Source organism: Curtobacterium sp. BRD11 (genome assembly GCF_031844345.1).
GTDB lineage: Bacteria > Actinomycetota > Actinomycetes > Actinomycetales > Microbacteriaceae > Curtobacterium.
In genome coordinates this window covers 154,737-176,988 of sequence record NZ_JAUZUZ010000005.1, presented here as the reverse complement: position 1 = coordinate 176,988, position 22,252 = coordinate 154,737, and the positions used below count along the sequence as shown (strand labels likewise).

Below are 22,252 nucleotides of genomic sequence, written 5' to 3'. Positions count from 1 at the left end.
GACCCGTACCACCAGCACGGCCCGAACCACCAGCACCGTCCAGCACCACAGCAGCACGAGGAGCACCACCATGAGCACCAGCGTCGCCAACAGCCAGCAGGCCGAGGTGACCGTGGACACGGCGACCATCGAGGTCATCACCGGCATCGCTGCCGGCGTCGTGTCCCCCGATGCACCGGCCCGGGCGCACGTCGTCTGGTCCGAGGCCGACGCGGGGCTCTGGGCGGCGAACTACGGCGGCTACTACGGCGGCGTGATCGACCAGCAGGGCGCACACTTCTTCGTGTCCGACACCTTCGGTCAGTACGTCGGCGACTTCCGCTCGCTGCACGAGGCGCAGGACCGTCTCGCCGAGCGGCTCCACCAGCTGCTGCCGGACGTGCGCCGCACGCTCGACTGAGCAACGATCCGGCCGGGAGGCCCGGGTCGCCTCCGCCACACGGCGGACGTGACCCGGGCCTCCCGTCGTCGTGCGCCCGCCGCGACCCTCCCCGCGGGGCCGCCAGTAGGCACCCCCAGTTCGAGGAGGGTCCCCCACACTGGGGACCGGCGTTGACCCCTGGTGCACTCAGTGTCCTGCCAGGATCGGGACGACGCCAGCGACCGTCCCTCTGCACGGACCGTCACGACAGCTCGGCGTCGGCATCGTCTCGACCCGAAAGTGACTCATGCTGCCTGTGCACCAGGGCACCCGTGTGCCCGCACGCGCTCACGCGCGCCCACGACCCGGTATCCGTACAGTCGCCATGCTCGGCGTCGCCCTGCTCGGCGCCGTCGGTCTCACCCAGGCCGTGGTGGCCGACCCGGCTGCGGCTGCGTCCGGACTCCGTTGCGACCAGAACACCGTGTACGCGATCAACGGTGCGGGTGACCTCGCGTCCATCGACGTGACGAGCCACGCTTCCGAGGTCAAGGCGAGCATGAGCCCGGGCAACAACGCCCTCGGACTCGCGAAGAACGGTGTCGCCGCCTACGCGTCGTTCAACGGGACGACGCCCGCGGGCAGCGCGAACACCATCACCACGTACGACGCGGTCAACGAGCAGCGGCTCCCCGACGTCAAGAACGCCGACCCCTCCGGCGCGCGTGCGTTGCTGCGCGGCGCGGTCAACCCGGTGACGGGCCTGTACTACTACGCGGGCAACGGGGCGAGCGCCTACCTCGGCGCGTACGACCCGAACACGAAGACCCGCATCGGCCAGGTCGGCTCCCTCGGGAACCTGCAGACGGGCATGAACGGCGACATGGCCTTCAGCACCCGCGGCCTGCTGTTCGTGGTGACCGGCAACCAGGTCCGTCGCGTCGACGTCGAGACCGTGCCGACCTCCGCCGGTCGACAGGTGCTGTCGACCTCGTTGGTCGCGACGCTGCCGAGCAACCAGGCCGACGCCGGGGGCAGCCCGGGCATCGCGTTCTCGTCCGACGGCTACCTCTACGCGTCCATCGGCACCACGATGTACAAGATCAACCCGAGCTCCGGCAAGCAGGTCGACAGCTTCACCATCGGTGGGAACTTCCAGCCGTCGGACCTCGCGACCTGCAACTACGCGAACACGCTCGCCGCGCAGTCGAGCGTCGACGAGCGGTGGAACGCCGGCGACCAGTTCGGTCTCCGCGTCGACGGCGATCAGATCTCCGCGGGCAACACCGCCGACACGACGAGCACGAGTGCCGGCGCGCAGACGCCGAAGGCCGGTGCCGTACTGACGCTGCCGGACACGACCTACACGGCGACGCAGTCCGCCAAGGGGACGACGGACCTCGCGAACTACGACACGACCTGGCAGGCGGTCGAGCTGAACAGCGGTCGGACCGTTGCATCGGGAAGCGGCAACAACGCGTCCTTCGTGTTCCCGCACGCGACGACCGCGGACGGCAGCGACATCGTCGTCACCTTCGCCAACACCGTGAAGGCCACACACGTCGCGACCACCGCCGACACCGCGACCACGACCACCGGTACCGCGGTGATGAAGAGCGCCACCGACGGTGTGCTCGCGAACGACAGCGGTACCGGCCTGAGCGTCGTCTCGAACACGCAGCCCGCACACGGTTCCGCGACGGTCCGTGCCGACGGGTCCTACACGTACACGCCGGCCGCGGGCTTCTCCGGCACCGACTCCTTCACCTACACGGCGAAGGACTCCTCCGGGCAGACCGCGACGAGCACCGTCACCGTGACGGTCCAGCCGACCGGCGCCGACGACGCCTTCTCGGTGCACGCCGGCGGGACCGCGACGGCGGACGCGACCACGGGCCTCCTGGCCAACGACGGCGGCAGCGACCTGACCATCACGAGCCACACCGACCCGACGCACGGCACCCTCGAGCTCGGGAAGGACGGGTCCTACCGGTACACCCCGGCCCCCGGCTTCTCGGGCACCGACTCCTTCACCTACACCGCGACCGACGGCAACGACACCACCACGACGGCGACCGTCACCGTGACGGTGCTGCCCGCGGCCGGCGCCGACGCGATCACCGTGACCGCCGGCGGACCGACCACCGTCGGTGCCCCGGGCCTGCTCGGCAACGACCAGGGCACCGGCCTGACCGTCACCGGCTCGACCCAGCCCGCACACGGCACGGTCACCGTCGGGAAGGACGGCTCGTACACGTACACCCCGGCCGACGGCTACTCCGGTGACGACACCTTCGACTACACGGTCACCGACGGCAACGGGAAGTCCGACACCGTCACCGTGACCGTCCTCGTGCGCCCCGCAGCGGTCGACGACACGATCACGCTGCCCGCAGGCGGCACCGCCACGGCGACGACCCGCGCCGACGGCGTCCTCGGCAACGACCGCGGCACCGGCCTGACGATCCGCTCGAACACCGAGCCGACGCACGGTTCGCTGACGCTGGCACCCGACGGCACCTACACCTACGTGCCCGCGACCGGGTTCTCCGGCACGGACACGTTCACCTACCAGGCCACCGACAGCGCCGGCACGGTCGTCAGCGGCACCGTCACCGTGGTGGTCGTGCCCGTCGCGGCCGACGACCGCGCCGCGACGACGGCGAACCGTCCCGTCGCGATCGACGTGGCGGCGAACGACACCGGTACCGACCTCACGCCGAGGATCGCCACGGCTCCGGCCCACGGCACCGCGGTCGTGAACGGGGACGGTGCCGTCGAGTACACCCCGGCCCGTGACTGGTCCGGCACCGACACCCTCTCCTACACGGTGACCGACGGCTCCGGCCGGACGTCGCAGCCGGCGACCGTGACGATCGTGGTCTCGCCGACCGCCCGCCCGGACACCACCTCGACGACGGCCGGCACCCCGGTCACCGTCGCGGTGACGGCCATGACGAGCAACGACTCCGGTACCGGGCTCACCGTCACCGGCGTGGGCAAGGCCTCGAACGGCACGGTCGTGCTCGACGCGGACGGCAACGCCGTGTTCACCCCTGCCGACGGCTTCTCGGGTACCGGCTCGTTCTGGTACGACGTCCGTGACGCCTCGGGCCGCACCGACTCCACCTGGGTCGTCGTCGTGGTCGGACCGCAGGCCACCGCGGACTCCGCGACCGTCCCGGCGTCCACCACGCTGACCGTCCCCGTGGCGGACGGCGTCCTGGCGAACGACCACGGCACCGGGCTGACCGCGACGATCGACGAGCAGCCGCTGCACGGCACGGTCGACCTCGCCGCCGACGGCTCGTACACCTACACGCCGACCGCGGACTGGTCGGGCTCGGACCGCTTCACCTACACGGCGAAGGACGCGTCCGACACCGACGAGAAGAGCACCGGGCTCGTGACGATCACCGTCACGCCCCGCACCGAGGACGACCGGATCCGCACCGCGGCCGACCAGCCCGTCACGGTGACCTCGGGTGACCTGACCGGCAACGACCACGGTTCCGGCCTCACCGTCACGTCGGTCGGGCAGCCCAGCGCCGGCACCGTCGTGCTGAACGCCGACGGCATCGTCACGTACACCCCGGCTCCGGGGACCTCGGGCACGGCGACCTTCCCGTACGGGGTCACCGGCGCGAACGACAAGCAGGCCGCGGGCACCGTCACGGTGACCATCACGCCCGTGGTCGCCGCGACCGACGCCGACGCCACCGCCGACGGCACCCTCGTGGTGCCCGCAGGCAAGGGCGTGCTCGAGGGCGCGACCGGCACCGGCCTGACCGTCACCGACAACACGGACCCGGGCCACGGCACCGTCGAGGTCGGGAAGGACGGCTCGTACACGTACACGCCCGAGCCGGGGTACTCCGGCAAGGACACCTTCGACGTGACGATCACCGACGGCTCCGGGAACACCACGACCGGCACCGTCACGATCACCGTCGCACCGAAGGCCGTCGACGACACCGCGACGACCACGACGGGGACCCCGGTCGACGTCGCCGTGACCGAGAACGACAAGGGCACCGCGCTCCGGGTGACCGGCGTCGGCACGGCTGCGAACGGCACCGTCCGGATCTCCGACACGACCGGCACCGGCGGCACGGTCGCCCGCGACACCGGCGTGACCTACACGCCCGCCGACGGGTTCTCGGGCACCGACGCCGTCACCTACACGGTGACCGACGGCGCCGGCTCGACCGCGACCGCCACGGTGCGGGTCGCCGTCGCACCCACCGCGACCGACGACGTGCTGCAGACCACCTCCGGCACCCCGCTCGCGCTCGGTGGGACCGTGCTGACCGGGAACGACCACGGCACCGGTCTCACGGTCACGGACCACACGGCTCCGCGCCACGGCACGGTGACCACCGCGGCGGACGGCTCGCTCGTCTACACGCCGACGACGGGCTGGTCCGGCACGGACACGTTCACGTACACGGTGACCGACGCCGCCGCGCAGACCGCGACCGCCACGGTCACGGTCCTGGTCGGCAACGTCGCGACGGCCGACCACGGCACCACCACCACGAACGGCACGCTGCGGGTGTCCGCGGCCTCGGGCGTCCTGACCGACGACTCCGGCGCGGGTCTCTGGGCGAAGATCGACCGGCAGCCGGAGCACGGCACGGTCGAGCTCCGCAAGGACGGCTCGTACGTGTACACGCCGGCTGCCGGCTTCTCGGGCACCGACACCTTCACGTACACCGCGGTGGACGCCGAGGGCTCGACGTCGACCGGCCTCGTGACGATCACCGTCACCCCGGTCGCGACCGACGACCGCACCGGCACCGCCGCCGGCACCCCGGTGACGGCGGTCGACCCGGGCGTGCTCGGCAACGACCACGGCTCGGCCCTACGGGTCGTGTCCGCGGGGACGGCGCGGCACGGCACGGTCCGCATCGCCGGCGCAGGAACCTTCGTCTACACGCCGGACCAGGGCTTCTCGGGTGTGGACTCGGTCACGTACCGCGACCACGACCTGGAGGGCCAGGCCGCGGACGCCACCGTGTGGATCACCGTCGGGATCGACGCCGTCGACGACAGTGCGCGGACCGTCGCGGGCACCCCGGTCGCCCGTGACGCCCGGCACGGCCTGCTCGGCAACGACCGGGGGACCGGCCTGACCGCCGCCCTCGACCGGAAGCCCGCGCACGGCATCGTCTCGGTCCAGCGCGACGGCTCGTACCTGTACGAGGCCGCGGACGGCTTCACCGGCACGGACCGGTTCACCTACACCGTGACCGACGCCTCCGGGCAGACGACGACGGCCACCGCGGTCATGACGGTCGTCGCGGCCGCCACCGCCACGGACGACTCGGCTGTCGGTGCCGTGGGCCACCCGGTCACCGTCCGCCCGATCGACAACGACCACGCCAGCGGCGGAGCGCACTTCGTGGCGACCACGCTGCACCTGGTCGACCCGGCCACCGGCGCACCGACCGACCGGGTCGTCGTGCAGGGCATGGGCACCTGGCAGGTCGACCGCGGGCAGGTCGTGTTCACCCCCGAGCACGGCTGGGCAGCGCGCACCTCGATCGACTACACGGTGCTCGACAGTGCCGCGCAGCTGGTCCGCGCGACCATCGAGGTGTCCTACCCCACCGGGATCGCGGCGGTCGCGCACATCGCGAAGCTCGCCTTCACCGGCACCACGGGACTCGTCGGACTCGGCCTGGCCGCGGTCGCGATGGTCCTGGCCGGGGCGTTCCTGGTGGTCCGCCGCCGAGGTGACGGGACCGCCGTCGTGACGGGGACGCGCCGCCGCAGCGGGTCCTGACGACCGCACCCCACCACCGGACAGGAGGCCCGGATCACGACAGCCGACAGGCGCACGTGATCCGGGCCTCCCGTCCGTCGTCCGTGGTCACGACCCGACGTCGGGTCGCCGTGCCCTCGGGGGTCAGCGGACGGGCCCGTGGTGCGCAGCGCTCACCCGATGGGTGCGATGAGCTGCGGGCCGTCGTTCCGCACGCTGTTCACCGCGCGGGAGACCTCGTACTGCTCGAGCCCGGCCGCGACCGCGAGCGACTCGTGGTCGAGCAGTGCGAGCAGGTCGTCGGAGCCGAGGTCGCCGTCCAGCCAGTCGTCGTAGCCGTCCGGGGTGAGGAACGCCGGCATCCGGTCGTGGACCTCGCCGGGCGCGACGTGTGCGTCGCGGGTGATGATCGCGAGCGACAGCCGCCACTTGTCCGGGTCGTCCTCGGGCTTCGTCGGGTCCGGCCAGGCGCTCACGATGCCCGCCATCGCCAGTGCGCCGTCGGGCTCGTGCACGAAGTGGGGTTCCTTGCCGTCCTCGCGCACGACCCACTCGTAGTACCCGAGGGCGGGCACGATGCACCGGTTCGTGGCGAACGCACGCTTGAACATGCCGCTCGTCGCGACCGTCTCGATGCGGGCGTTGATCGGCTTCGGCCGCTGCTTCCGGAAGTCCTTCGCCCAGCTCGGCACGAAGCCCCAGCTGATCTGCGGGAGCTCGCGCTGCCCGTGGCGCTGCCGGACGGCGTACACGGGGTCGGTCGGCGCGACGTTCCAGCTCGGGGCGAGGCCGGCGTGCACCTCCCCGGTGTCCTCGTCGACGTGCTCGGTGCGCGCCGCGAGCTCACCCACGAGCTCGGGCAGCAGATCGGCCGTGGTGTCGGAGACGACGAACCTTCCACACATGCGCCCAGTGTGCCCGCCGGGGCCGACAGTGGTGCGGGCGCGCAGCCGTCACTCGCCGGGCAGGCGGACCTTCGACCCGTGCGGGTGCCGGCGCCGGAGCGGACGGTGCCCCGGCATGGGTGGTGTCGTCTCGAGCGCCGCGAGGCGGGCACGTTCGGCGAGCCCGAGCCGCGCCACCATGTCCGGGAGCGTGAAGAGGTACACGAAGGGCCACAGGACCACGAAGACCTCGACCTGTCCGGAGACGAGCGCCGTGATCCCGCCGGAGGCCGCCCCCACCAGGAGCGGCCCGAGCCGCGAGAGCCGTCGCACCAGTCCACGCTGCAACAGCGGCACGTCGATCAGGACGGCCTCGCGGTCCTCGGGCGCGACCGGCCGCGCTCGCCGGCCGATGTAGGGCTGCACCGACCACCGCACGGACAGCTGCCAGTCGGGTCGCACCTGTCGCCCGTTGATCCGGAGCTCGGGACCGATCTCGCGAGCCGTCGGGAAGCACGAGAACGCCACCGCGAGGACTCCGAGCGTCGCGAAGGTGATCGCGGCGACCGGGCGGAGGACGCCGGGGCCCACCCAGGCCCACGCCCACTCCGTCGCGACGAACACGACGAGGGCGACCGCGGCGACGGCTCCCGCGGCCCACAGGGCACGACGGGCCCGCGCCGGGTCGACGACCTCCCAGAGGCGCCCGCGCAACACCTGCCATCCGAGCCGGTACACGGAACCCTTCTACGCCGCGAGGCTGCGAGGACCGGCCGCTGCTAGCGTGCCCGGGTGGACGACGAACAGCGCTGCCCCTGCCTGAGCGGCAACCCCTACGGCGAGTGCTGCGGGCCCCTGCACGCCGGTGCCGCCGCCCCGACCGCCGAGCGGCTCATGCGCTCCCGGTTCACCGCGTTCGCGCTCGGGCTGCCGGAGTACCTGCTGCTCACCTGGCACCCGCGCACCCGGCCGGACGAGCTGACGCTCGACCCGTCGCAGCGCTGGACGCGCCTGGACATCGTGTCGACCCGGTCAGGAGGCCCGTTCGACTCCGCCGGGCAGGTCGCCTTCCGCGCTTGGTGGCGCACCGACGACGACCGCGGGACGCTCGAGGAGACGAGCGAGTTCGTGCGGGAGCAGGGGCGGTGGTTCTACGTCGACGGGGTCATCGCCTGAACCGTGGTTCACCCTGGACGGGGTCATCGCCTGAACCGTGGTTCACCGTCGGCGGGGTGGTCGCCTGAGCGGTGATGCCTGAGCGCTGACGGTCAGGCGGTGATGGTCGCCGGCAGCCCGACCGCGAGCCGCATCGCCCGTCGGACCGCGGCCTCGTCCGGCAGCAGCTCGGTGTCGTCGCCGGACACGAAGAACCGGATCTGCCCGAGCGCCTGCTCCGTCAGCATGTCGAGCCCGTTGAGCACCCGGCCCCCGGCAGCGGCCCAGCGTCCGGCCGCGGCGGTCGGCCAGGGCTCGTAGGCGACGTCGAACAGCACCGCGTCCGGCCCGGAGGGCAGCAGCTCGAGCGGGTCGGCCGCGCCGCCGGGCAGCGTCGACACGAGGAACCCGTGCCGCGTCTCCGGCAGCGAGTCGATCGGCAGCACCTCGAGCGTCACCCCGAGGCGCACCGCCAGGTCCACGAGGGAGCCGGCCTTCGCGGTGTCGCGGAGGAAGAGCCGCACGTCGACCGCGCCGAGCCGCACCGCAGCCGCGAGGGCGCTCGCCGCAGTGGCCCCACCGCCGACGATCGTTGCCTCGCCCGGCAGGTGCCCGAGTGCCTCCACCGGTCGGACGATGCCCTCGACGTCGGTGTTCGCGCCGGCCAGGACGACGCGGTCGCCCTCCTGCCGGAACGCCACCGTGTTCGCGACCCCGAGCTCGTCGACGAGCGGGGTGGTGCGGTCGAGCATCGGCAGGACGTCCCGCTTGAGCGGCATGGTCAGGCTGAGCCCGCGCCAGTCAGGACCCAGCACCGCGACGAACGCGTCGAGCCCACCGGAGGCGACCTCGTGCCTCCCGTACGTGAACGGCAACCCGAGCACGTCGTAGGCCGCCGCGTGCAGCGTGGGGGAGAGCGAGTGCGCGATGGGGGAGCCCAGCACGGCCAGCCGGGTCCGGTCGGGGTCGGTGAACTCCACGTCCGGAGCCTAGCCGCTCAGCGCCCTCGACTGGGGTGCTTAGGGTAGCCTTACCTGTGTGATCCGAACCTCCCCCTCAGCGCGCCGCGTCCGCCGCGCGCTCGCGGCCGCCGGTGCCGTCGTCGCCGCGTCCCTCGTCCTCGCCGGGTGCACCTCCGGCTCCTCGTCGCCCGCCGCGTCCGACGGCGCCTCGGGCTCGGGCGGCGCGTTCCCCGTCTCGATCCAGACCGCACTCGGCACGACCGAGATCCCCTCGCAGCCGAAGCGCGTCGTCGCCCTCGGCTGGGGAGACGCGGAGACGGCGCTCGAACTCGGCGTGCAGCCCGTCGGCGCCAGCGACTGGCTCGCCTTCGGTGGCGACGGCGTCGGGCCGTGGCTCAAGGACGCGTACACGAAGAAGCCGACGATCATCCAGACGCTCGAGCCCAGCTACGAGCAGATCCTCAAGCTCAAGCCGGACCTGATCCTCGACACGAAGAGCTCGGGCGACAAGGACCGCTACGCGAAGCTCTCGGCGATCGCGCCGACCGTCGCGGTGCCGAAGGGCGGCGCGAACTACCTCACCACCACCGAGCAGCAGGTCGACCTCGTGTCGCGTGCGCTCGGCAAGGAGTCCGAGGGCAAGAAGCTGCTGACCGACCTCGACGACGCGTACGCGGCGGCGCGGAAGGCGCACCCCGAGTTCGACGGCAAGACCGCCGTCGTCGGTTCGTACACGGCGGACGGCTTCGGCGCGTACGCCTCGAAGGACAGCCGCTCCACCTTCATGCAGCAGCTCGGCTTCACCATCCCGAAGGCCGTCGACCAGCAGGCCGGCGACGCGTTCTCGGTGAGCCTGTCCGAGGAGAACCTCGACCTGCTCGACGCCGACCTGACCGTCGTCCTGCCGATCTACGTCGACGCGTCGAAGGCCGAGTCCGACCCGCTGTTCCAGAAGGTGCCGTCGGTCGAGGCTGGGCACTCCATCGTCGTCGACGACGCGGACGTGTCGAACGCGTTCTCGCTCGGCACCACCGCCGCCATCGAGTGGGCGCTGGACCGGCTGCCGGACGAGTTCGCGAAGAAGGTCGGCTGACCGACAGCCACAGGGGGAGTACGGGAGACGCCGGGTCGCGAGTCGCGACCCGGCGTCTCCCGTTGCGTGCGTCCCTCGTTGCGTGCGTGCGTGCGTGCGGGGGCGTGGCGACCGGCGGCGACGGATGGTGCGCGGCCGCCGGACGGGAGGCACGGTGCGGGCCGGCACCGCGCCTCCCGTCCGACGTCTGGTGCCGTTCCGCGCGTTCCGCTACGCGGCGGTGAAGGTGGAGCCGATGAAGGCGAAGAGCAGGGCGATGAGCGGCAGCGAGCCCTGCACGAACGCCGAGTTCAGGTACCGGCGACCCGTGCCGGCCAGGACGACCGCGGCGCCGAGCATGCTCGCGCTCGAGAACACCACGAGGGTCCACCCCGTCGCACCGCTGCCGGTGACGACCAGCACGACGCCGAGGATCGCGCCGATCGCGAGGAACAGGTTGTAGAAGCCCTGGTTGAACGCGAGGGAGCGGGTGGCCTGTGCCTCGGACTCCGAGGCGATGCCGAACACGCGACGCACGCGAGGACTCGTCCATGCGACGGACTCGAGGAAGAAGATGTACACGTGCACGAGGCCCGCGAGGACCGCACACACGCCCGAGATCACGAGCAGGACCGACATGGCCTCCATTCTCGCAGCCCCGGAGCAGTGCTCGTGTCCGCCCGTCACACCAGCCCGCTCGGCGGAGGCCCGCCGGTAGGCTGCGGCCATGAGTGCCGACGAGTCCACACCCGTCCACGACGATGCGGTCGCCGAGCTGGCGAGCATCCGGCAGAGCATCGACAACATCGACGCCGCCGTGATCCACATGCTCGCCGAGCGCTTCAAGTACACCCAGCGGGTCGGTTACCTGAAGGCCGAGGCGGGCATGCCGGCCGCCGACCCGGGGCGTGAGCAGGTGCAGGTCGCGCGGCTCCGACAGCTGGCCGCCGAGTCGCACCTCGACCCCGCCTTCGCGGAGAAGTTCCTGAACTTCATCGTCGCCGAGGTCATCCACCACCACGAGCGCATCGCCGGCGGCGAGCGGTGAGCGGGGCTGCTGCAGGGTTCCCGGCCGACGACTTCCCGCGGGATCTCGCCGACCTGCACCTGCTCGTCGGGTCGTACACGGCGACGGGCGGTGGGAACGCGACCGGCATCTCGGTCGTGCACGGGACCACCGCCTCCACCGTCGCCGTGATGGACGACCCCTCGTTCCTCGCGCTCTCCGGCGACCGGGTCTACGCCGTGTCCGAGACCGCGGACGGTCGCGTCTCGGCCTTCCGGTACGCCGGTGGTGCGCTCGAGCACCGGTGGGATGCCGATGCCGGTGGTGACGCGCCCTGCCACGTGCGGGTCGACCCCTCCGGCGCGCTCTTCGTCACGAACTACGTCTCCGGCACCGTGACCGCGGTGTCGCTCGAGGCCGCTGAGTCGCACGCCGCCTCGGTGACCGCGAGCGACGGTGTCGTCGGGACCCACGGGAGCGCGGACCGGGTCGTCGTCCCCGAGTCGGCGCTCGTCACCGGCGTGCTGCCCGACGTCGAGGGGCCCGTCGAGGACCGGCAGGAGGGGCCGCACGCCCACCAGTCGATCGCGACGCCCGACGGCACCGTGCTCGTCGCTGACCTCGGCGGCGACGCACTCCACGAGTTCCGGGTGACGGCTGATCCCGCGATCGATCTCGTGCGCGTGCACCACCTCGGGCCCGGGGTCGGGCCGCGGCACATGGCGTGGCTCGGGGCCGGGGCCGGGGCCGGGTCGGACGCGGACGCGGACGCGGACCTCGTCGTCGCGGGTGAGCTCGACGGACGTGTGTACCGCCTGCGCCGCGACGACCCCGGGACGCTGCGGCCGATCGCCTCGGCGCCGGCGTTCGAGGGCGCGGTGGGGGAGTCGCTCCTCAGCCACGTCGAGGTCGACCAGGCCGGACGGGTCGTCGTCGCGGTCCGAGGCCGGGACCTGATCGTGGTGCTCGACACCGCGGACGACGGGCTGACCGTCGTCGGGTCGGCGTCGTGCGGTGGCGTCTGGCCGCGGCACTTCGCGCAGGTGCCCGGGTACCTGCTGGTGGCCAACCAGATGTCCGACGCGATCGCCGTGCTGCCCGTCGGGGCGGACGGGGTGCCGGGCGAGGTCGTGGCGCAGATCGCCGTCGGGTCGCCTGCGTGCATCGTGCCGGTGCCGGCCCGGTCGTGACCGAGGTCGGGGCTGGGGCCGGCGCTGGTGCCGGGGCCGGGGATGGCGCTGGGGCGCCCGTGCCCGTGCCCGTGCCCGTGGCCGGGGCCGGTGCGTCGGGCGTGCTCGCCGACGGGTACCGCCGGGTGGTCGGGCCGCCGCCGCTGGACGACTACCTGCGCCTGCGACGGGACTCCGGTCTGTCACCGAAGGACGCTGCGCAGGGTGCCGGGGCTATCGCGGGGAGCAGGTCGGCCGTGCACGTCGTCGACACCGACGGGGTCCCCGTCGCCATGGGCCGCACGATCGGGGACGGCGGGTGGTACTTCCACATCGCCGACATCGCCACCGATCCGGACCACCAGCGCCGGGGGCTCGGGAGGGTCGTCGTCGAGTGGCTCGTGGCGGACATCCGGTCCCGCGCGCCGGAAGGCGCCTACATCACGCTCGTCGGGGACCCGCCCGGTCAGCGGCTCTACCGTTCGCTCGGGTTCGAGGACGTCGCGCCGAGCCTCGGGATGGCGCTGCCGCTGCGCTGAGGGAGCCGGGCGTCAGCCGTGGACGACGTTGGCGAAGGGCCGGCCCGCTGCCAGCGCGGACACCTGGCGTCGCACGAGCTCGAGGGTCCGCGGCACGCTGAGGTCCGTGTTCCCACCGACGTGGGGCGTCAGCACCGTGTTCGGCGTCGTCCAGAGCGGGTGCCCGGCCGGGAGCGGCTCCGGGTCGGTCACGTCGAGCGCTGCCGACAGCCGCCCGCGTTGGAGCTCCGCCACCAGGGCATCGGTGTCGACGACCCGTCCGCGGGCGACGTTCACCACGAGGGCGCCGTCGGGCAGCGCAGCGAGCAGGTCTCGGTCGACGAGGTGTTCGGTCTCGTCGGTGAGCGGGGTGATGAGCACGAGGACGTCCGTCCGGGCCGCGAGCTCCGGGAGCTCCCCGAACGCGTGCACGTGCCGACCGTCCTGCTCCCGTGCAGTGCGCGCCACGACGGTGACGTCGCACCGCATCGCCTCGAACCGCGTGGCGATCGCAGCGCCGATCGCCCCGTGGCCGACCACCGTGACCCGACGATCCGCGAGCGATCGAGTGGTGCGGACGTCCCACACCCCTGCGGCGCGGTCGGCCTGGAACGTGTGGATCTCGCGGAGCGAGGTCAGCGCCAGACCGACCGCGAGCTCGGCCGTCTCGTCGTCGTGGATACCGCGGCCGTTCGCGACCTGCGCGTGTGCCGGGGCGTGCGGCAGCGCGTGCTCGTACCCGGCACTCGGCAGCTGCAGGAGTCGCAGGTTCGGCAGGTCGTGCACGAACCGCCACCGGTGACGACCCGCGAAGTAGAACGGCAGCAGCGTGAGCGCGACGTCCTCGGGGCGGTCGTACGGGCCTTCGACGTCCCACACGTCGAGCTCGACGCCGTCCGGCACGGGGCCGAACCGGTCGACGAGCTCGACGAAGGGCAGGGTGACGATCGGCATGCGGTCGCGGTGCTCCTGGTCGCCGTCAGCTGTCGGTGCGCGGCGAGAACGAACCGTGGTCGTCGAGCGGCCCGCGCCCGACGTAGCCCTCGGTGACGTCCTCGACGATCACGTCGCCGAAGCGCGCCGGCAGCGTCGCGCCGTGCGTGCCCCGCAGCTCGTCGATCGACGCCTCGAACGCGCCCTGCACCTCGAGCGTGCCGGACGAGGCGTCCGTCACACCGATGCGCAGCACCGGGAAGCCGCGACCCTCGCACAGGCCGCGGAACCGCACGTCGTCCTCGCGGCGCACGGTCACGATGACGCGACCCGTCGACTCCGAGAACAGCGCGGTCGCCGTGTCGACGCCGTCGCGCTCCTCGAGCTCGTCGAGCACCACACGTGCGCCGATCCCGAAGCGCAGCACCGACTCGGCGAGCGACTGGCCGAGGCCGCCGTCCGCCAGGTCGTGGGCGCTCGTGAGCAGCTGCTCGCCCGATGCCGCGTGCAGCAGGTCCGACAGGGCCTTCTCGCGGTCGAGGTCCACGGCCGGCGGGCGACCACCGAGGTGCCCGTGGACGGTGCCGGCCCACGCCGAGCCGTCGAGCTCGAGGCTCGTCGTGCCGAGCAGGTACACGTTGTGGCCGTCATCCTGCCAGCCCGAGGGCACGCGCAGGGCGACGTCGTCGATGATGCCGAGCACACCGACGACGGGCGTCGGGTGGATCGGGGTCGTGCCGGTCTGGTTGTAGAACGACACGTTGCCGCCGGTGACCGGGATCCCGAGTTCCATGCAGCCGTCAGCCAGGCCCTCGACGGCCTCGGAGAACTGCCACATGACCTCGGGGTTCTCCGGCGAACCGAAGTTCAGGCAGTCGGTGACCGCGGCGGGAACGGCGCCGGTGACGGCGACGTTCCGGTACGCCTCGGCCAGCGCCAGGCGCGCGCCCTGCTTCGGGTCGAGCTGGCAGTAGCGGCCGTTGGCGTCGGTCGCGACGGTGACGCCGAGCCCCGTCTCCTCGTCGACGCGGATCATGCCGCCGTCGTCGGGGAAGGACAGCGCGGTGTTGCCGAGCACGTAGGTGTCGTACTGGTTCGTCACCCAGTTCTTCGACGCGAGGTTCGGCGAGCCGAGCAGCTGCAGGAACTGCGCCTTGAGGGCCGGACCGTCGGTCGGACGCTCGAGCGAGGCGGCGGTGTCGGCCTGCAGCGCGTCGATCCACGACGGGTAGGCGACCGGGCGGTCGTACACCGGACCGTCGACGGCGACCGTGCGCGGGTCGACGTTCACGATCTCCTGGCCCTGCCAGTCGATGACGAGACGGCCGGTGCCGGTGACCTCGCCCAGGACGCTCGTCTCGACCTCCCACTTGCCGACGACCGCGAGGAACGCGTCGAGCTTGTCCGGGCGGACGACCGCCATCATGCGCTCCTGGCTCTCGGACATGAGGATCTCCTCGGCCGTGAGCGTGGGGTCGCGCAGCAGGACGTCGTCGAGCGAGATGTGCATGCCACCGTCGCCGTTCGAGGCGAGCTCGCTCGTCGCGCAGGAGATGCCAGCGGCACCGAGGTCCTGGATGCCCTCGACCAGTTCCTCGCGGAACAGCTCGAGGCAGCACTCGATGAGGACCTTCTCGGCGAAGGGGTCGCCGACCTGCACCGCCGGGCGCTTGGTCGGGCCGCCCTCGGTGAAGGTGTCGGACGCCAGGATCGACGCGCCGCCGATGCCGTCGCCACCCGTGCGGGCACCGAAGAGCACGACCTTGTTGCCGGCACCGGAGGCGTTCGCCAGGTGCAGGTCCTCGTGCCGCAGGACACCGACCGCGAGCGCGTTGACGAGCGGGTTGCCCTGGTACACCGGGTCGAAGTAGGTCTCGCCGCCGATGTTCGGCAGGCCGAGGCAGTTGCCGTAGAACGAGATGCCGCCGACGACGCCGTGCACGACGCGCGCCGTGTCCTCGTGGTCGATCGCACCGAAGCGCAGCTGGTCCATCACGGCGACCGGGCGTGCGCCCATCGAGATGATGTCGCGGACGATGCCGCCGACGCCGGTCGCGGCGCCCTGGTAGGGCTCGACGTACGACGGGTGGTTGTGCGACTCGACCTTGAAGGTCACCGCCCAACCGTTGCCCACGTCGACGACACCGGCGTTCTCGCCCATGCCGACCATCAGGTTCTTCGTCATCTCCGGCGTGACCTTCTTGCCGAACTGACGGAGGTAGTTCTTCGACGACTTGTACGAGCAGTGCTCGGACCACATCACCGAGTACATGGCGAGCTCGCCCGAGGTGGGGCGGCGGCCGAGGATCTCGCGGATCTTCGCGTACTCGTCGGCCTTGAGCCCGAGTGCCTCGTACGGCTGCTCCTTGTCGGGGGTGGCGGCGGCGTCCTGGACGGTGTCGGGCTTCGGGCGAACGTGGGTCGTCACGGTGTTGTCGTTCCCTGTCACTGGAGTCGTGTTCGTCGGAGTCGTCGTCACTTGACGAGCGTCGACTCGATCACGGAGGTGAAGAAGGTGAGGCCGTCCGTGCCGGAGGCCATCGCCGCGGGGGTGTCCGGGCCGAACCCGGGCTCCGTCGCGTGCTCGGGGTGCGGCATGAGCCCGACGACGTTGCCGCGCTCGTTCGAGACGCCCGCGATGTCGTCGATCGACCCGTTCGGGTTCACCCCGACGTAGCGGAACACGACCTGGCCGTTGTCCTCGATGCGCTTGATCTCGTCGGCGTCGGCGACGAACCGGCCGTCGGCGTTCTTCAGCGGGATCGTGATCTCCTGCCCGGCGCTGAACCCGGAGGTCCAGGCGGTGCCGGCGGTCTCGACGCGGAGCTTCTGGTCGCGGCGGATGAACTGCTGGTGCGCGTTGCGGGTGTGGGCGCCGGGCACGAGGCGGGCCTCGGCGAGCATCTGGAACCCGTTGCAGATGCCGAGCACGGGCATGCCCTTGCCTGCGGCGTCGATGACCTCGGCCATGATCGGGGCCTTCGCCGCGATGGCGCCGGCACGCAGGTAGTCGCCGTACGAGAACCCACCGGGGAGCACGATCGCGTCGACCCCCTGCAGGTCGTGGTCGCCGTGCCAGAGCGCGACGGGGTCGGCTCCTGCGAGGCGGACCGCGCGCTGGGCGTCGCGGTCGTCGAGCGAGCCCGGGAACGTGATGACGCCGATGCGCATCCGCGTCACGCGTCCTGCACGGTGACGGAGACGACGTCCTCGATCACGGCGTTCGAGAAGACGTCGGCCGCGATGTCGCGGACCTCGGCCAGCTTCGCGTCGTCGACCGGGCCGTCGACGGCGATCTCGAAGCGCTTGCCGATGCGGACGTCGGTCAGGTCGGCCTTGCCGAGACGGGCGAGGGCGTTGCCCACCGCCTTGCCCTGGGGGTCGAGGATCTCTGCCTTGGGCATGACCTCGACGACGATGGTTGGCACGTGTTCACTCCAGCGCTTGGGTGGGTTGGGTGGGACGGCATCAGTCTACGGGCCGCGCGCGCCGCGCCGGGCCGCTTGTGGAGAAGTCGTCCAAGGCGTATGTTCCAAGTCGAATAATCGCTCGCGAACATGGTCTGGAGGCACGGATGGCGTCGCTCACGCCCCTCGCGTTCGCCGCGCTCGGCCTGCTCGCCGAGGCGCCCATGCACCCGTACGAGATGTTCCAGACGATGCTCCACCGGCACGAGGACCAGAACGTCAAGGTCCGGCCGAGCACGCTGTACCACCAGATCGGACGCCTCGTGGACCTCGGGTACGCCGAGGCACTCGGGACCGCGCGCGAGGGCAACCGGCCCGAGCGCACCACCTACGCCATCACCGACCACGGCCGCGCGGAGCTCGACGCCGGACTCCGGCGCATGATCGCGGAGCCCGCCGACGAGTACCCCGAGTTCCAGCTCGCGGTGTCCCACGTCGACAACCTGACCGCCACCGACGCGGTGACCGCGATGCGCGCACGCGCTGCCGCACTCCGCGCGGAACGTGCCGGGTACGACGAAGCCGCCACGGGCCTCCAGGCCAAGCAGCTCGCCGAGCGCTACTGGCTCGACGTGTCGTACGTGCGTGGCATGCTCACCGCGCAGATCGAGTGGCTCACCGCCACCGCCGACCGGATCGCGAGCGGCGACATCCCCTGGGACGGCCCCGCCGTCCCCGACCCAGCACCACAGAAGGACCAGGACACCACTCGATGACCTCCACCACGTCCGCCGACCTGCAGCACGGGAAGAAGCCGTGGCCCGCGCTCTGGGCACTCGTCGTCGGCTTCTTCATGATCCTCGTCGACTCGACCATCGTGTCGGTCGCGACGCCCACGATCGCGCAGGCGCTCGACGCCGACATCAACGCGGTCATCTGGGTGACGAGCGCCTACCTGCTCGCGTACGCGGTGCCGCTGCTCATCACCGGGCGCCTCGGCGACCGGTTCGGCCCGAAGGTGCTGTACCAGGCGGGTCTCGTGGTGTTCACCCTCGCGAGCCTGTGGTGCGGCCTCGCCGGGTCGATCGAGGTGCTCATCCTCGCCCGCGTCGTGCAGGGCCTCGGCGCCGCGATGATGACCCCGCAGACGATGGCGGTCATCACGCGCATCTTCCCGCCGCAGAACCGCGGTGCGGCCATGGGCCTGTGGGGCGCCGTCGCCGGCGTCGCCTCGCTCGTCGGCCCGATCGTCGGCGGGCTGCTCGTCGACGGCCTCGGCTGGGAGTGGATCTTCTTCGTGAACGTCCCCGTCGGCGTCGTCGCCTTCGTGCTCGCGCAGCGCTTCGTCCCCCGCTTCGAGCGGCACGGACACCGCTTCGACTACCTGGGCATCGTGCTCAGCGCCGCCGGCATGTTCCTGCTCGTCTTCGGCATCCAGGAGGGCGAGACCTACGACTGGGGCACCATCACGGGCCCGATCTCGGTCTGGTCGCTGATCATCACCGGCATCGTCGTGCTCGCCGCCTTCGTGGTGTGGCAGGGCGTGCAGAAGGGTGAGCCGCTGCTGCCGCTCGGCCTGTTCAAGGACCGCAACTTCACGCTCGCCAACATCGCCATCACGGCCGTCGGCGTCGCGATCTCGTCGTTCGCGCTGCCGATCATGCTCTGGGCACAGGACGTCCTGCGCTTCTCGCCGACCCAGGCCGCCCTGCTGCTCGTGCCGCAGGCCGTCCTGTCCGCCGCGCTCGCACCGCTCGTCGGCAAGAACCTCAACAAGTGGAACCCGCGGTGGGTCGGCTCGTTCGGCCTCGCGTGCTTCTCCGGCGGGCTGTTCTGGTTCGGCGCCCTGCTGTGGTCGGGCGCCGGCTGGGGCTGGACGCTGCTGCCGAGCGCGCTCCTCGGGCTCGCGAACGCCTGCATGTGGGGTCCGCTCTCGGTCTCGGCGACGCGCAACCTGCCGCCGGCGCTCGCCGGTGCGGGGTCGGGCGTCTACAACACCACGCGGCAGATCGGTGCGGTGCTCGGTTCGGCCGGCATCGCGGCGCTGATCGAGGCGCGCATCACGGCGAACTTCCCGTCCGGGTCGGGCACGGGCTCGGGCGGTGCGGAGCAGCAGGTCGGCGCGCTGCCGGAGTTCCTGCAGCAGCCGTTCGCCACGGCGATGGGGCAGTCGCTCGTGCTGCCGGCCGTGGTGCTCGTGGCGGCCATCGTCGCGGCGCTGTTCCTGGCGAAGCCGAAGCAGACGACGGCGTGGAAGCAGACCGGCGCGGTCGAGACGCAGCCCGGCGCGGCGGAGCCCGAGGCCGCGGCGCGCTGACGCTGCGGCGCGGTCGTCGTCACACGGACCCCGGTCCCGCTCGTGCGGGGCAGTCGTCCGGGGTGCCGGTCGTGCGGGGCAGTCGTCCGGGTCGTGCCGGTGTAGAACGACAAGACCGCTGTCGTACGACAGCGGTCTTGTCGTTCTTGCCGTCCAGAGCGGAAGAGCGTGGATCGGCGGGGACTGGTGCGACAGGATCTTCGTCGTACGACAGCGCATCTGTCGTACGACGGCGCCGCACGACCCCCCTCGGGCCCCGCTCACCCCCGCCGCTGCAGGTGCGCCCGGGTCAGCTCGGCCATCTCCTCGTCGGACAGGGCGTCCACGGAGCGGGCCTCGCGGCGGTCCGTCCGCTGCCACCGCACGAACAGCATCACGAGCACCGGGACGTCGGCGACCTCGGCGATGAACCAGAGCAGGTCACCCGCCAGGTGCTGGTCGCGCAGCGGGGTCGGGAACCACGGCTGCCCCACGGCGTGCACGAGCGACCCGTCGAGCACGTGGTCCGACACGCGCAGCACGATGCCGGGGACCGCGTCGAGCAGCAGCTCCACGAAGGCGAGCAGGAACTCGACCGTCACGAACGTCGAACTGCGGAGGACCCCCGGCTCGGACAGCGGCCCGAGCACCGTGAAGCCGAGCACCGGCACGGACACGGTGACGAGCGCGGCCCACACGCTCGACTCACGCACGACCGCCGACAGCGGGGTGAGCAGCACCGCGAAGAGCACCAGCCCGACCACGGGGGCGACGATCGCGTTGCCGAGCACCCGGATCGGCCGTGAGTGCACCACGCGGTCGGCGACGGCGGACCAGTGCGCGGGTCCGCCCAGGCGCAGCAGGGACACGGGAGCGGCCAGGGCGGCGAAGGTCGGAACCGCGAAGAACAACAGGGCGAGCCGGAGCGTGAACGCCCACCGGAGCTCCTGGTCGTACCGCCCGACGATGCCGAACTGCAGCACGGCGAAGAGCAGCAGTGCGACCAGGAACGACGCGGTGCGCCAGGCGGACCACCGGGCCCCACGGCGTCGAGCGCCGACGAGCCACCAGCCGTAGGTCACCGCGGCGACCGCCAGCAGCACCGCGGCCAGGGGATCGACGTGCCAGGTGCTCCAGAACTCGGCGGGTTCGGGCGTGGGGTGCCTCCTGGTGTCGGGCCGGACGAGCCGGCTCCGTCATCCTCCGCCCGTCCGACCCCGCCGCAGCCGGGCCGATGCGCAGCGGCGGTGAGGATCGGCTCAGGTGCCCACTGGTCCCACGGCTGCCGAGGCTGTCCGCGCGGGCCGGGTCCGGCCGAGCAACCACACCCCGACCGGCACGGCGACCGCGCCGAGGACCGCGACGCCGAAGGACAGGTGCCACTGCATCACGACGAACGCCGGACCGATCGTGCACAGCGCTGCGACGGTCACCACGGGCCACCCCGCCCGGTCGGTCCCCGGCTGCAGTCGGGGGAGCGGGCGGTCCCACCGGCGCAGCGCCCTGGCCACACCGATCGCCGCGGCCAGCACGACGACGAGTGCGATCGGCCGCGTCGCCCACCACGGCACCGAGCCCGGGTCGGGGAACGGGACGGCGAGCAGCAGCGCGACGCCGTTCAGGGCGATGTACAGCGGCAGGTGCCAGAGGTAGATCGCCATGCCGTCACGACCGAGCACGAACACGGTCGCCTGCGCCGCCCGGGTCTGCATCAGTCGGGTGAGCGGTCGGTGCACGAGCTGCACGAGGCAGACCTGCGACACCGCGAGCACCGCCAGCGGCAGCATCGGCGGGTTGAGGTCCTGCAGCATGTCCGGCGCCCAGAGCCCGACGCTCGTCAGTGGGACGAGGAGGGCGTACCCGGCCAGCGCGACCGCCGCGAGCAGCAGCCTCGAGCGGCGGGCGAACCAGCCGTCTGCCCAGAGGAACCCGAGCTGCTGCGCGAAGAGCCACACCGGGCCGAGGTTGAGGAGTCCGACCTCGGCGGTGCCGGTCGCGAAGCGGAGCGTGTCGACGGCCGTCGCGAGGACCAGCAGGACACCGAGCGTGCGGAACGGCGCCCGCGCGTGCAGGCGTGCCATCACCGGCACGCAGCACTGCGTGATGCCGTACGCGGCGAGGAACCAGAGCGGCGAGCCGATACCGAACGCGACCTCGGCGAGCAGCTCCGCGGGGGTGCCGAGGGCCGTCGCGATCCCCAGGCCGAGTGCCAGCACCACGAACAGCGGCACCGCCGGGCGGAAGAGCCGCACGAGTCGCGTCGCCACGAAGTCCCGCGCACCGCCGCCCCGAGCGAGCGTGCTGCGCCACCCGACCGCACTCGCGAACCCGCCGACCGCGAAGAACAGCGGCATCACCTGGCCCGCCCACGTCGCGGGGACGTACCAGGCCGCCTCCTGCAGCGGGCTCGTGACACCGATGCCGTCGGCCGACACCGCCACCCCGACCATCGTGACGTGCACGACGACGACGAGGACGACGCACGCCGTCCTGATGAGGTCGACGACCAGGTCCCGCTGCGCGATGATCCCCCGGACGTCCTGAGCGCTGCTGGCCGGCACGGAGTCGATCCGCGACGAAGGCCCCTGCTTCGTGGACATGCCGTGACGCTAGCGCCCGACCGGCTGGATCAGCATCGTCCCAGCGGATCGCGGCCGGATCGTGACACATCGCATGCCAGCAGCGGCATACATCGTCCTGAGAGTCGCGCGCGGAGTCGCCG

General features: G+C 72.2%; 19 protein-coding genes. 9 read left to right on the top strand and 10 right to left on the bottom strand.

The window, feature by feature from the left end:
* The first annotated feature begins 70 nt into the window (after nucleotides 1–70).
* Nucleotides 71–400 (top strand): hypothetical protein, encoded by a 330-nt coding sequence (locus tag Q9R28_RS12790; RefSeq protein ID WP_209684057.1) that lies wholly within the window; start codon nucleotides 71–73, stop codon nucleotides 398–400.
* A gap of 346 nt (nucleotides 401–746) precedes the next feature.
* Nucleotides 747–6,149: an Ig-like domain-containing protein gene (locus Q9R28_RS12785; protein ID WP_311206267.1), complete on the top strand. Its 5,403-nt coding sequence runs from the start codon at nucleotides 747–749 to the stop codon at nucleotides 6,147–6,149.
* 152 nt (nucleotides 6,150–6,301) lie between these two features.
* On the opposite strand, the gene Q9R28_RS12780 is transcribed toward Q9R28_RS12785, so the two are convergent.
* Both Q9R28_RS12780 and Q9R28_RS12775 read right to left on the bottom strand, forming a co-directional pair.
* The gene (locus tag Q9R28_RS12780; protein WP_251155389.1) at nucleotides 6,302–7,033 is read right to left on the bottom strand and encodes an SOS response-associated peptidase; all 732 of its coding nucleotides are present in this window, start codon (nucleotides 7,031–7,033) and stop codon (nucleotides 6,302–6,304) included.
* Nucleotides 7,034–7,081: 48 nt separating this feature from the next.
* The gene (locus Q9R28_RS12775) at nucleotides 7,082–7,750 is read right to left on the bottom strand and encodes a hypothetical protein (RefSeq protein ID WP_311206266.1); all 669 of its coding nucleotides are present in this window, start codon (nucleotides 7,748–7,750) and stop codon (nucleotides 7,082–7,084) included.
* Nucleotides 7,751–7,804: 54 nt separating this feature from the next.
* On the opposite strand from Q9R28_RS12775, the gene Q9R28_RS12770 reads away from it, so the two are divergent.
* Nucleotides 7,805–8,188 carry a YchJ family metal-binding protein gene (locus Q9R28_RS12770; RefSeq protein ID WP_311206265.1) on the top strand — a complete coding sequence of 128 codons (384 nt, stop codon included), beginning with the start codon at nucleotides 7,805–7,807 and terminating at the stop codon, nucleotides 8,186–8,188.
* Nucleotides 8,189–8,280: 92 nt separating this feature from the next.
* Here Q9R28_RS12770 and Q9R28_RS12765 read toward each other — a convergent pair whose 3' ends face one another.
* A complete protein-coding gene (locus Q9R28_RS12765) occupies nucleotides 8,281–9,147 on the bottom strand; it encodes a shikimate dehydrogenase (RefSeq protein WP_311206264.1) in 867 nt (288 codons plus the stop codon).
* Between the two features lie 58 nt (nucleotides 9,148–9,205).
* Between Q9R28_RS12765 and Q9R28_RS12760 the strand changes: the two genes are divergently transcribed.
* Entirely contained in the window at nucleotides 9,206–10,222 is a 1,017-nt protein-coding gene (locus Q9R28_RS12760) for an iron-siderophore ABC transporter substrate-binding protein (RefSeq protein WP_311206263.1), read from the top strand.
* 210 nt (nucleotides 10,223–10,432) lie between these two features.
* Here the strand turns inward: Q9R28_RS12760 and Q9R28_RS12755 are convergent, their stop codons facing one another.
* A complete protein-coding gene (locus Q9R28_RS12755) occupies nucleotides 10,433–10,840 on the bottom strand; it encodes a DUF1304 domain-containing protein (RefSeq protein WP_200884129.1) in 408 nt (135 codons plus the stop codon).
* Between the two features lie 88 nt (nucleotides 10,841–10,928).
* On the opposite strand from Q9R28_RS12755, the gene Q9R28_RS12750 reads away from it, so the two are divergent.
* From Q9R28_RS12750 to Q9R28_RS12740, 3 genes are read left to right on the top strand one after another with little or no spacing between them, the layout of a single operon-like run.
* Entirely contained in the window at nucleotides 10,929–11,249 is a 321-nt protein-coding gene (locus tag Q9R28_RS12750; protein WP_066652113.1) for a chorismate mutase, read from the top strand.
* Nucleotides 11,246–12,397: a beta-propeller fold lactonase family protein gene (locus Q9R28_RS12745; RefSeq protein ID WP_311206262.1), complete on the top strand. Its 1,152-nt coding sequence runs from the start codon at nucleotides 11,246–11,248 to the stop codon at nucleotides 12,395–12,397. Before Q9R28_RS12750 ends, Q9R28_RS12745 begins: the two co-directional genes overlap by 4 nt.
* A gap of 59 nt (nucleotides 12,398–12,456) precedes the next feature.
* On the top strand, nucleotides 12,457–12,915 hold the full coding sequence (locus Q9R28_RS12740; RefSeq protein ID WP_311206261.1) for a GNAT family N-acetyltransferase: 459 nt from the start codon (nucleotides 12,457–12,459) through the stop codon (nucleotides 12,913–12,915).
* A 12-nt stretch (nucleotides 12,916–12,927) separates the two neighbouring features.
* Here Q9R28_RS12740 and Q9R28_RS12735 read toward each other — a convergent pair whose 3' ends face one another.
* The 4 genes from Q9R28_RS12735 to purS are packed head-to-tail and all read right to left on the bottom strand — an operon-like array spanning nucleotide 12,928 to nucleotide 17,255.
* The gene (locus tag Q9R28_RS12735) at nucleotides 12,928–13,848 is read right to left on the bottom strand and encodes a 2-hydroxyacid dehydrogenase (RefSeq protein WP_311206260.1); all 921 of its coding nucleotides are present in this window, start codon (nucleotides 13,846–13,848) and stop codon (nucleotides 12,928–12,930) included.
* 25 nt (nucleotides 13,849–13,873) lie between these two features.
* Nucleotides 13,874–16,255 (bottom strand): phosphoribosylformylglycinamidine synthase subunit PurL, encoded by a 2,382-nt coding sequence (purL, locus tag Q9R28_RS12730; protein WP_311206259.1) that lies wholly within the window; start codon nucleotides 16,253–16,255, stop codon nucleotides 13,874–13,876.
* Between the two features lie 47 nt (nucleotides 16,256–16,302).
* Nucleotides 16,303–16,998, bottom strand: coding sequence for a phosphoribosylformylglycinamidine synthase subunit PurQ (gene purQ / locus Q9R28_RS12725; RefSeq protein ID WP_066657734.1), 696 nt, complete (start codon nucleotides 16,996–16,998; stop codon nucleotides 16,303–16,305).
* A 5-nt stretch (nucleotides 16,999–17,003) separates the two neighbouring features.
* Nucleotides 17,004–17,255: a phosphoribosylformylglycinamidine synthase subunit PurS gene (gene purS, locus Q9R28_RS12720; protein ID WP_066652126.1), complete on the bottom strand. Its 252-nt coding sequence runs from the start codon at nucleotides 17,253–17,255 to the stop codon at nucleotides 17,004–17,006.
* 146 nt (nucleotides 17,256–17,401) lie between these two features.
* On the opposite strand from purS, the gene Q9R28_RS12715 reads away from it, so the two are divergent.
* Both Q9R28_RS12715 and Q9R28_RS12710 read left to right on the top strand, forming a co-directional pair.
* Nucleotides 17,402–18,010 carry a PadR family transcriptional regulator gene (locus tag Q9R28_RS12715; protein WP_066652130.1) on the top strand — a complete coding sequence of 203 codons (609 nt, stop codon included), beginning with the start codon at nucleotides 17,402–17,404 and terminating at the stop codon, nucleotides 18,008–18,010.
* Entirely contained in the window at nucleotides 18,007–19,551 is a 1,545-nt protein-coding gene (locus Q9R28_RS12710; RefSeq protein ID WP_144411226.1) for a DHA2 family efflux MFS transporter permease subunit, read from the top strand. The genes Q9R28_RS12715 and Q9R28_RS12710 overlap by 4 nt, the downstream gene beginning before the upstream one ends.
* 260 nt (nucleotides 19,552–19,811) lie before the next feature.
* On the opposite strand, the gene Q9R28_RS12705 is transcribed toward Q9R28_RS12710, so the two are convergent.
* Nucleotides 19,812–20,633 carry a cytochrome c oxidase assembly protein gene (locus Q9R28_RS12705; protein ID WP_311206258.1) on the bottom strand — a complete coding sequence of 274 codons (822 nt, stop codon included), beginning with the start codon at nucleotides 20,631–20,633 and terminating at the stop codon, nucleotides 19,812–19,814.
* Nucleotides 20,634–20,789: 156 nt separating this feature from the next.
* A complete protein-coding gene (locus tag Q9R28_RS12700) occupies nucleotides 20,790–22,130 on the bottom strand; it encodes an acyltransferase (RefSeq protein WP_311206257.1) in 1,341 nt (446 codons plus the stop codon).
* Nucleotides 22,131–22,252 lie beyond the last annotated feature (122 nt).

Coding starts and splice junctions, on each gene's coding strand:
- Q9R28_RS12750 (WP_066652113.1), top strand. CDS start 10,929: ATGAGTGCCGACGAGTCCACACCCGTCCACGACGATGCGGTCGCCGAG.
- Q9R28_RS12715 (WP_066652130.1), top strand. CDS start 17,402: ATGGCGTCGCTCACGCCCCTCGCGTTCGCCGCGCTCGGCCTGCTCGCC.
- Q9R28_RS12780 (WP_251155389.1), bottom strand. CDS start 7,033: ATGTGTGGAAGGTTCGTCGTCTCCGACACCACGGCCGATCTGCTGCCC.
- Q9R28_RS12790 (WP_209684057.1), top strand. CDS start 71: ATGAGCACCAGCGTCGCCAACAGCCAGCAGGCCGAGGTGACCGTGGAC.
- Q9R28_RS12755 (WP_200884129.1), bottom strand. CDS start 10,840: ATGTCGGTCCTGCTCGTGATCTCGGGCGTGTGTGCGGTCCTCGCGGGC.
- Q9R28_RS12700 (WP_311206257.1), bottom strand. CDS start 22,130: ATGTCCACGAAGCAGGGGCCTTCGTCGCGGATCGACTCCGTGCCGGCC.
- Q9R28_RS12710 (WP_144411226.1), top strand. CDS start 18,007: ATGACCTCCACCACGTCCGCCGACCTGCAGCACGGGAAGAAGCCGTGG.
- purQ (WP_066657734.1), bottom strand. CDS start 16,998: ATGCGCATCGGCGTCATCACGTTCCCGGGCTCGCTCGACGACCGCGAC.
- Q9R28_RS12785 (WP_311206267.1), top strand. CDS start 747: ATGCTCGGCGTCGCCCTGCTCGGCGCCGTCGGTCTCACCCAGGCCGTG.
- Q9R28_RS12735 (WP_311206260.1), bottom strand. CDS start 13,848: ATGCCGATCGTCACCCTGCCCTTCGTCGAGCTCGTCGACCGGTTCGGC.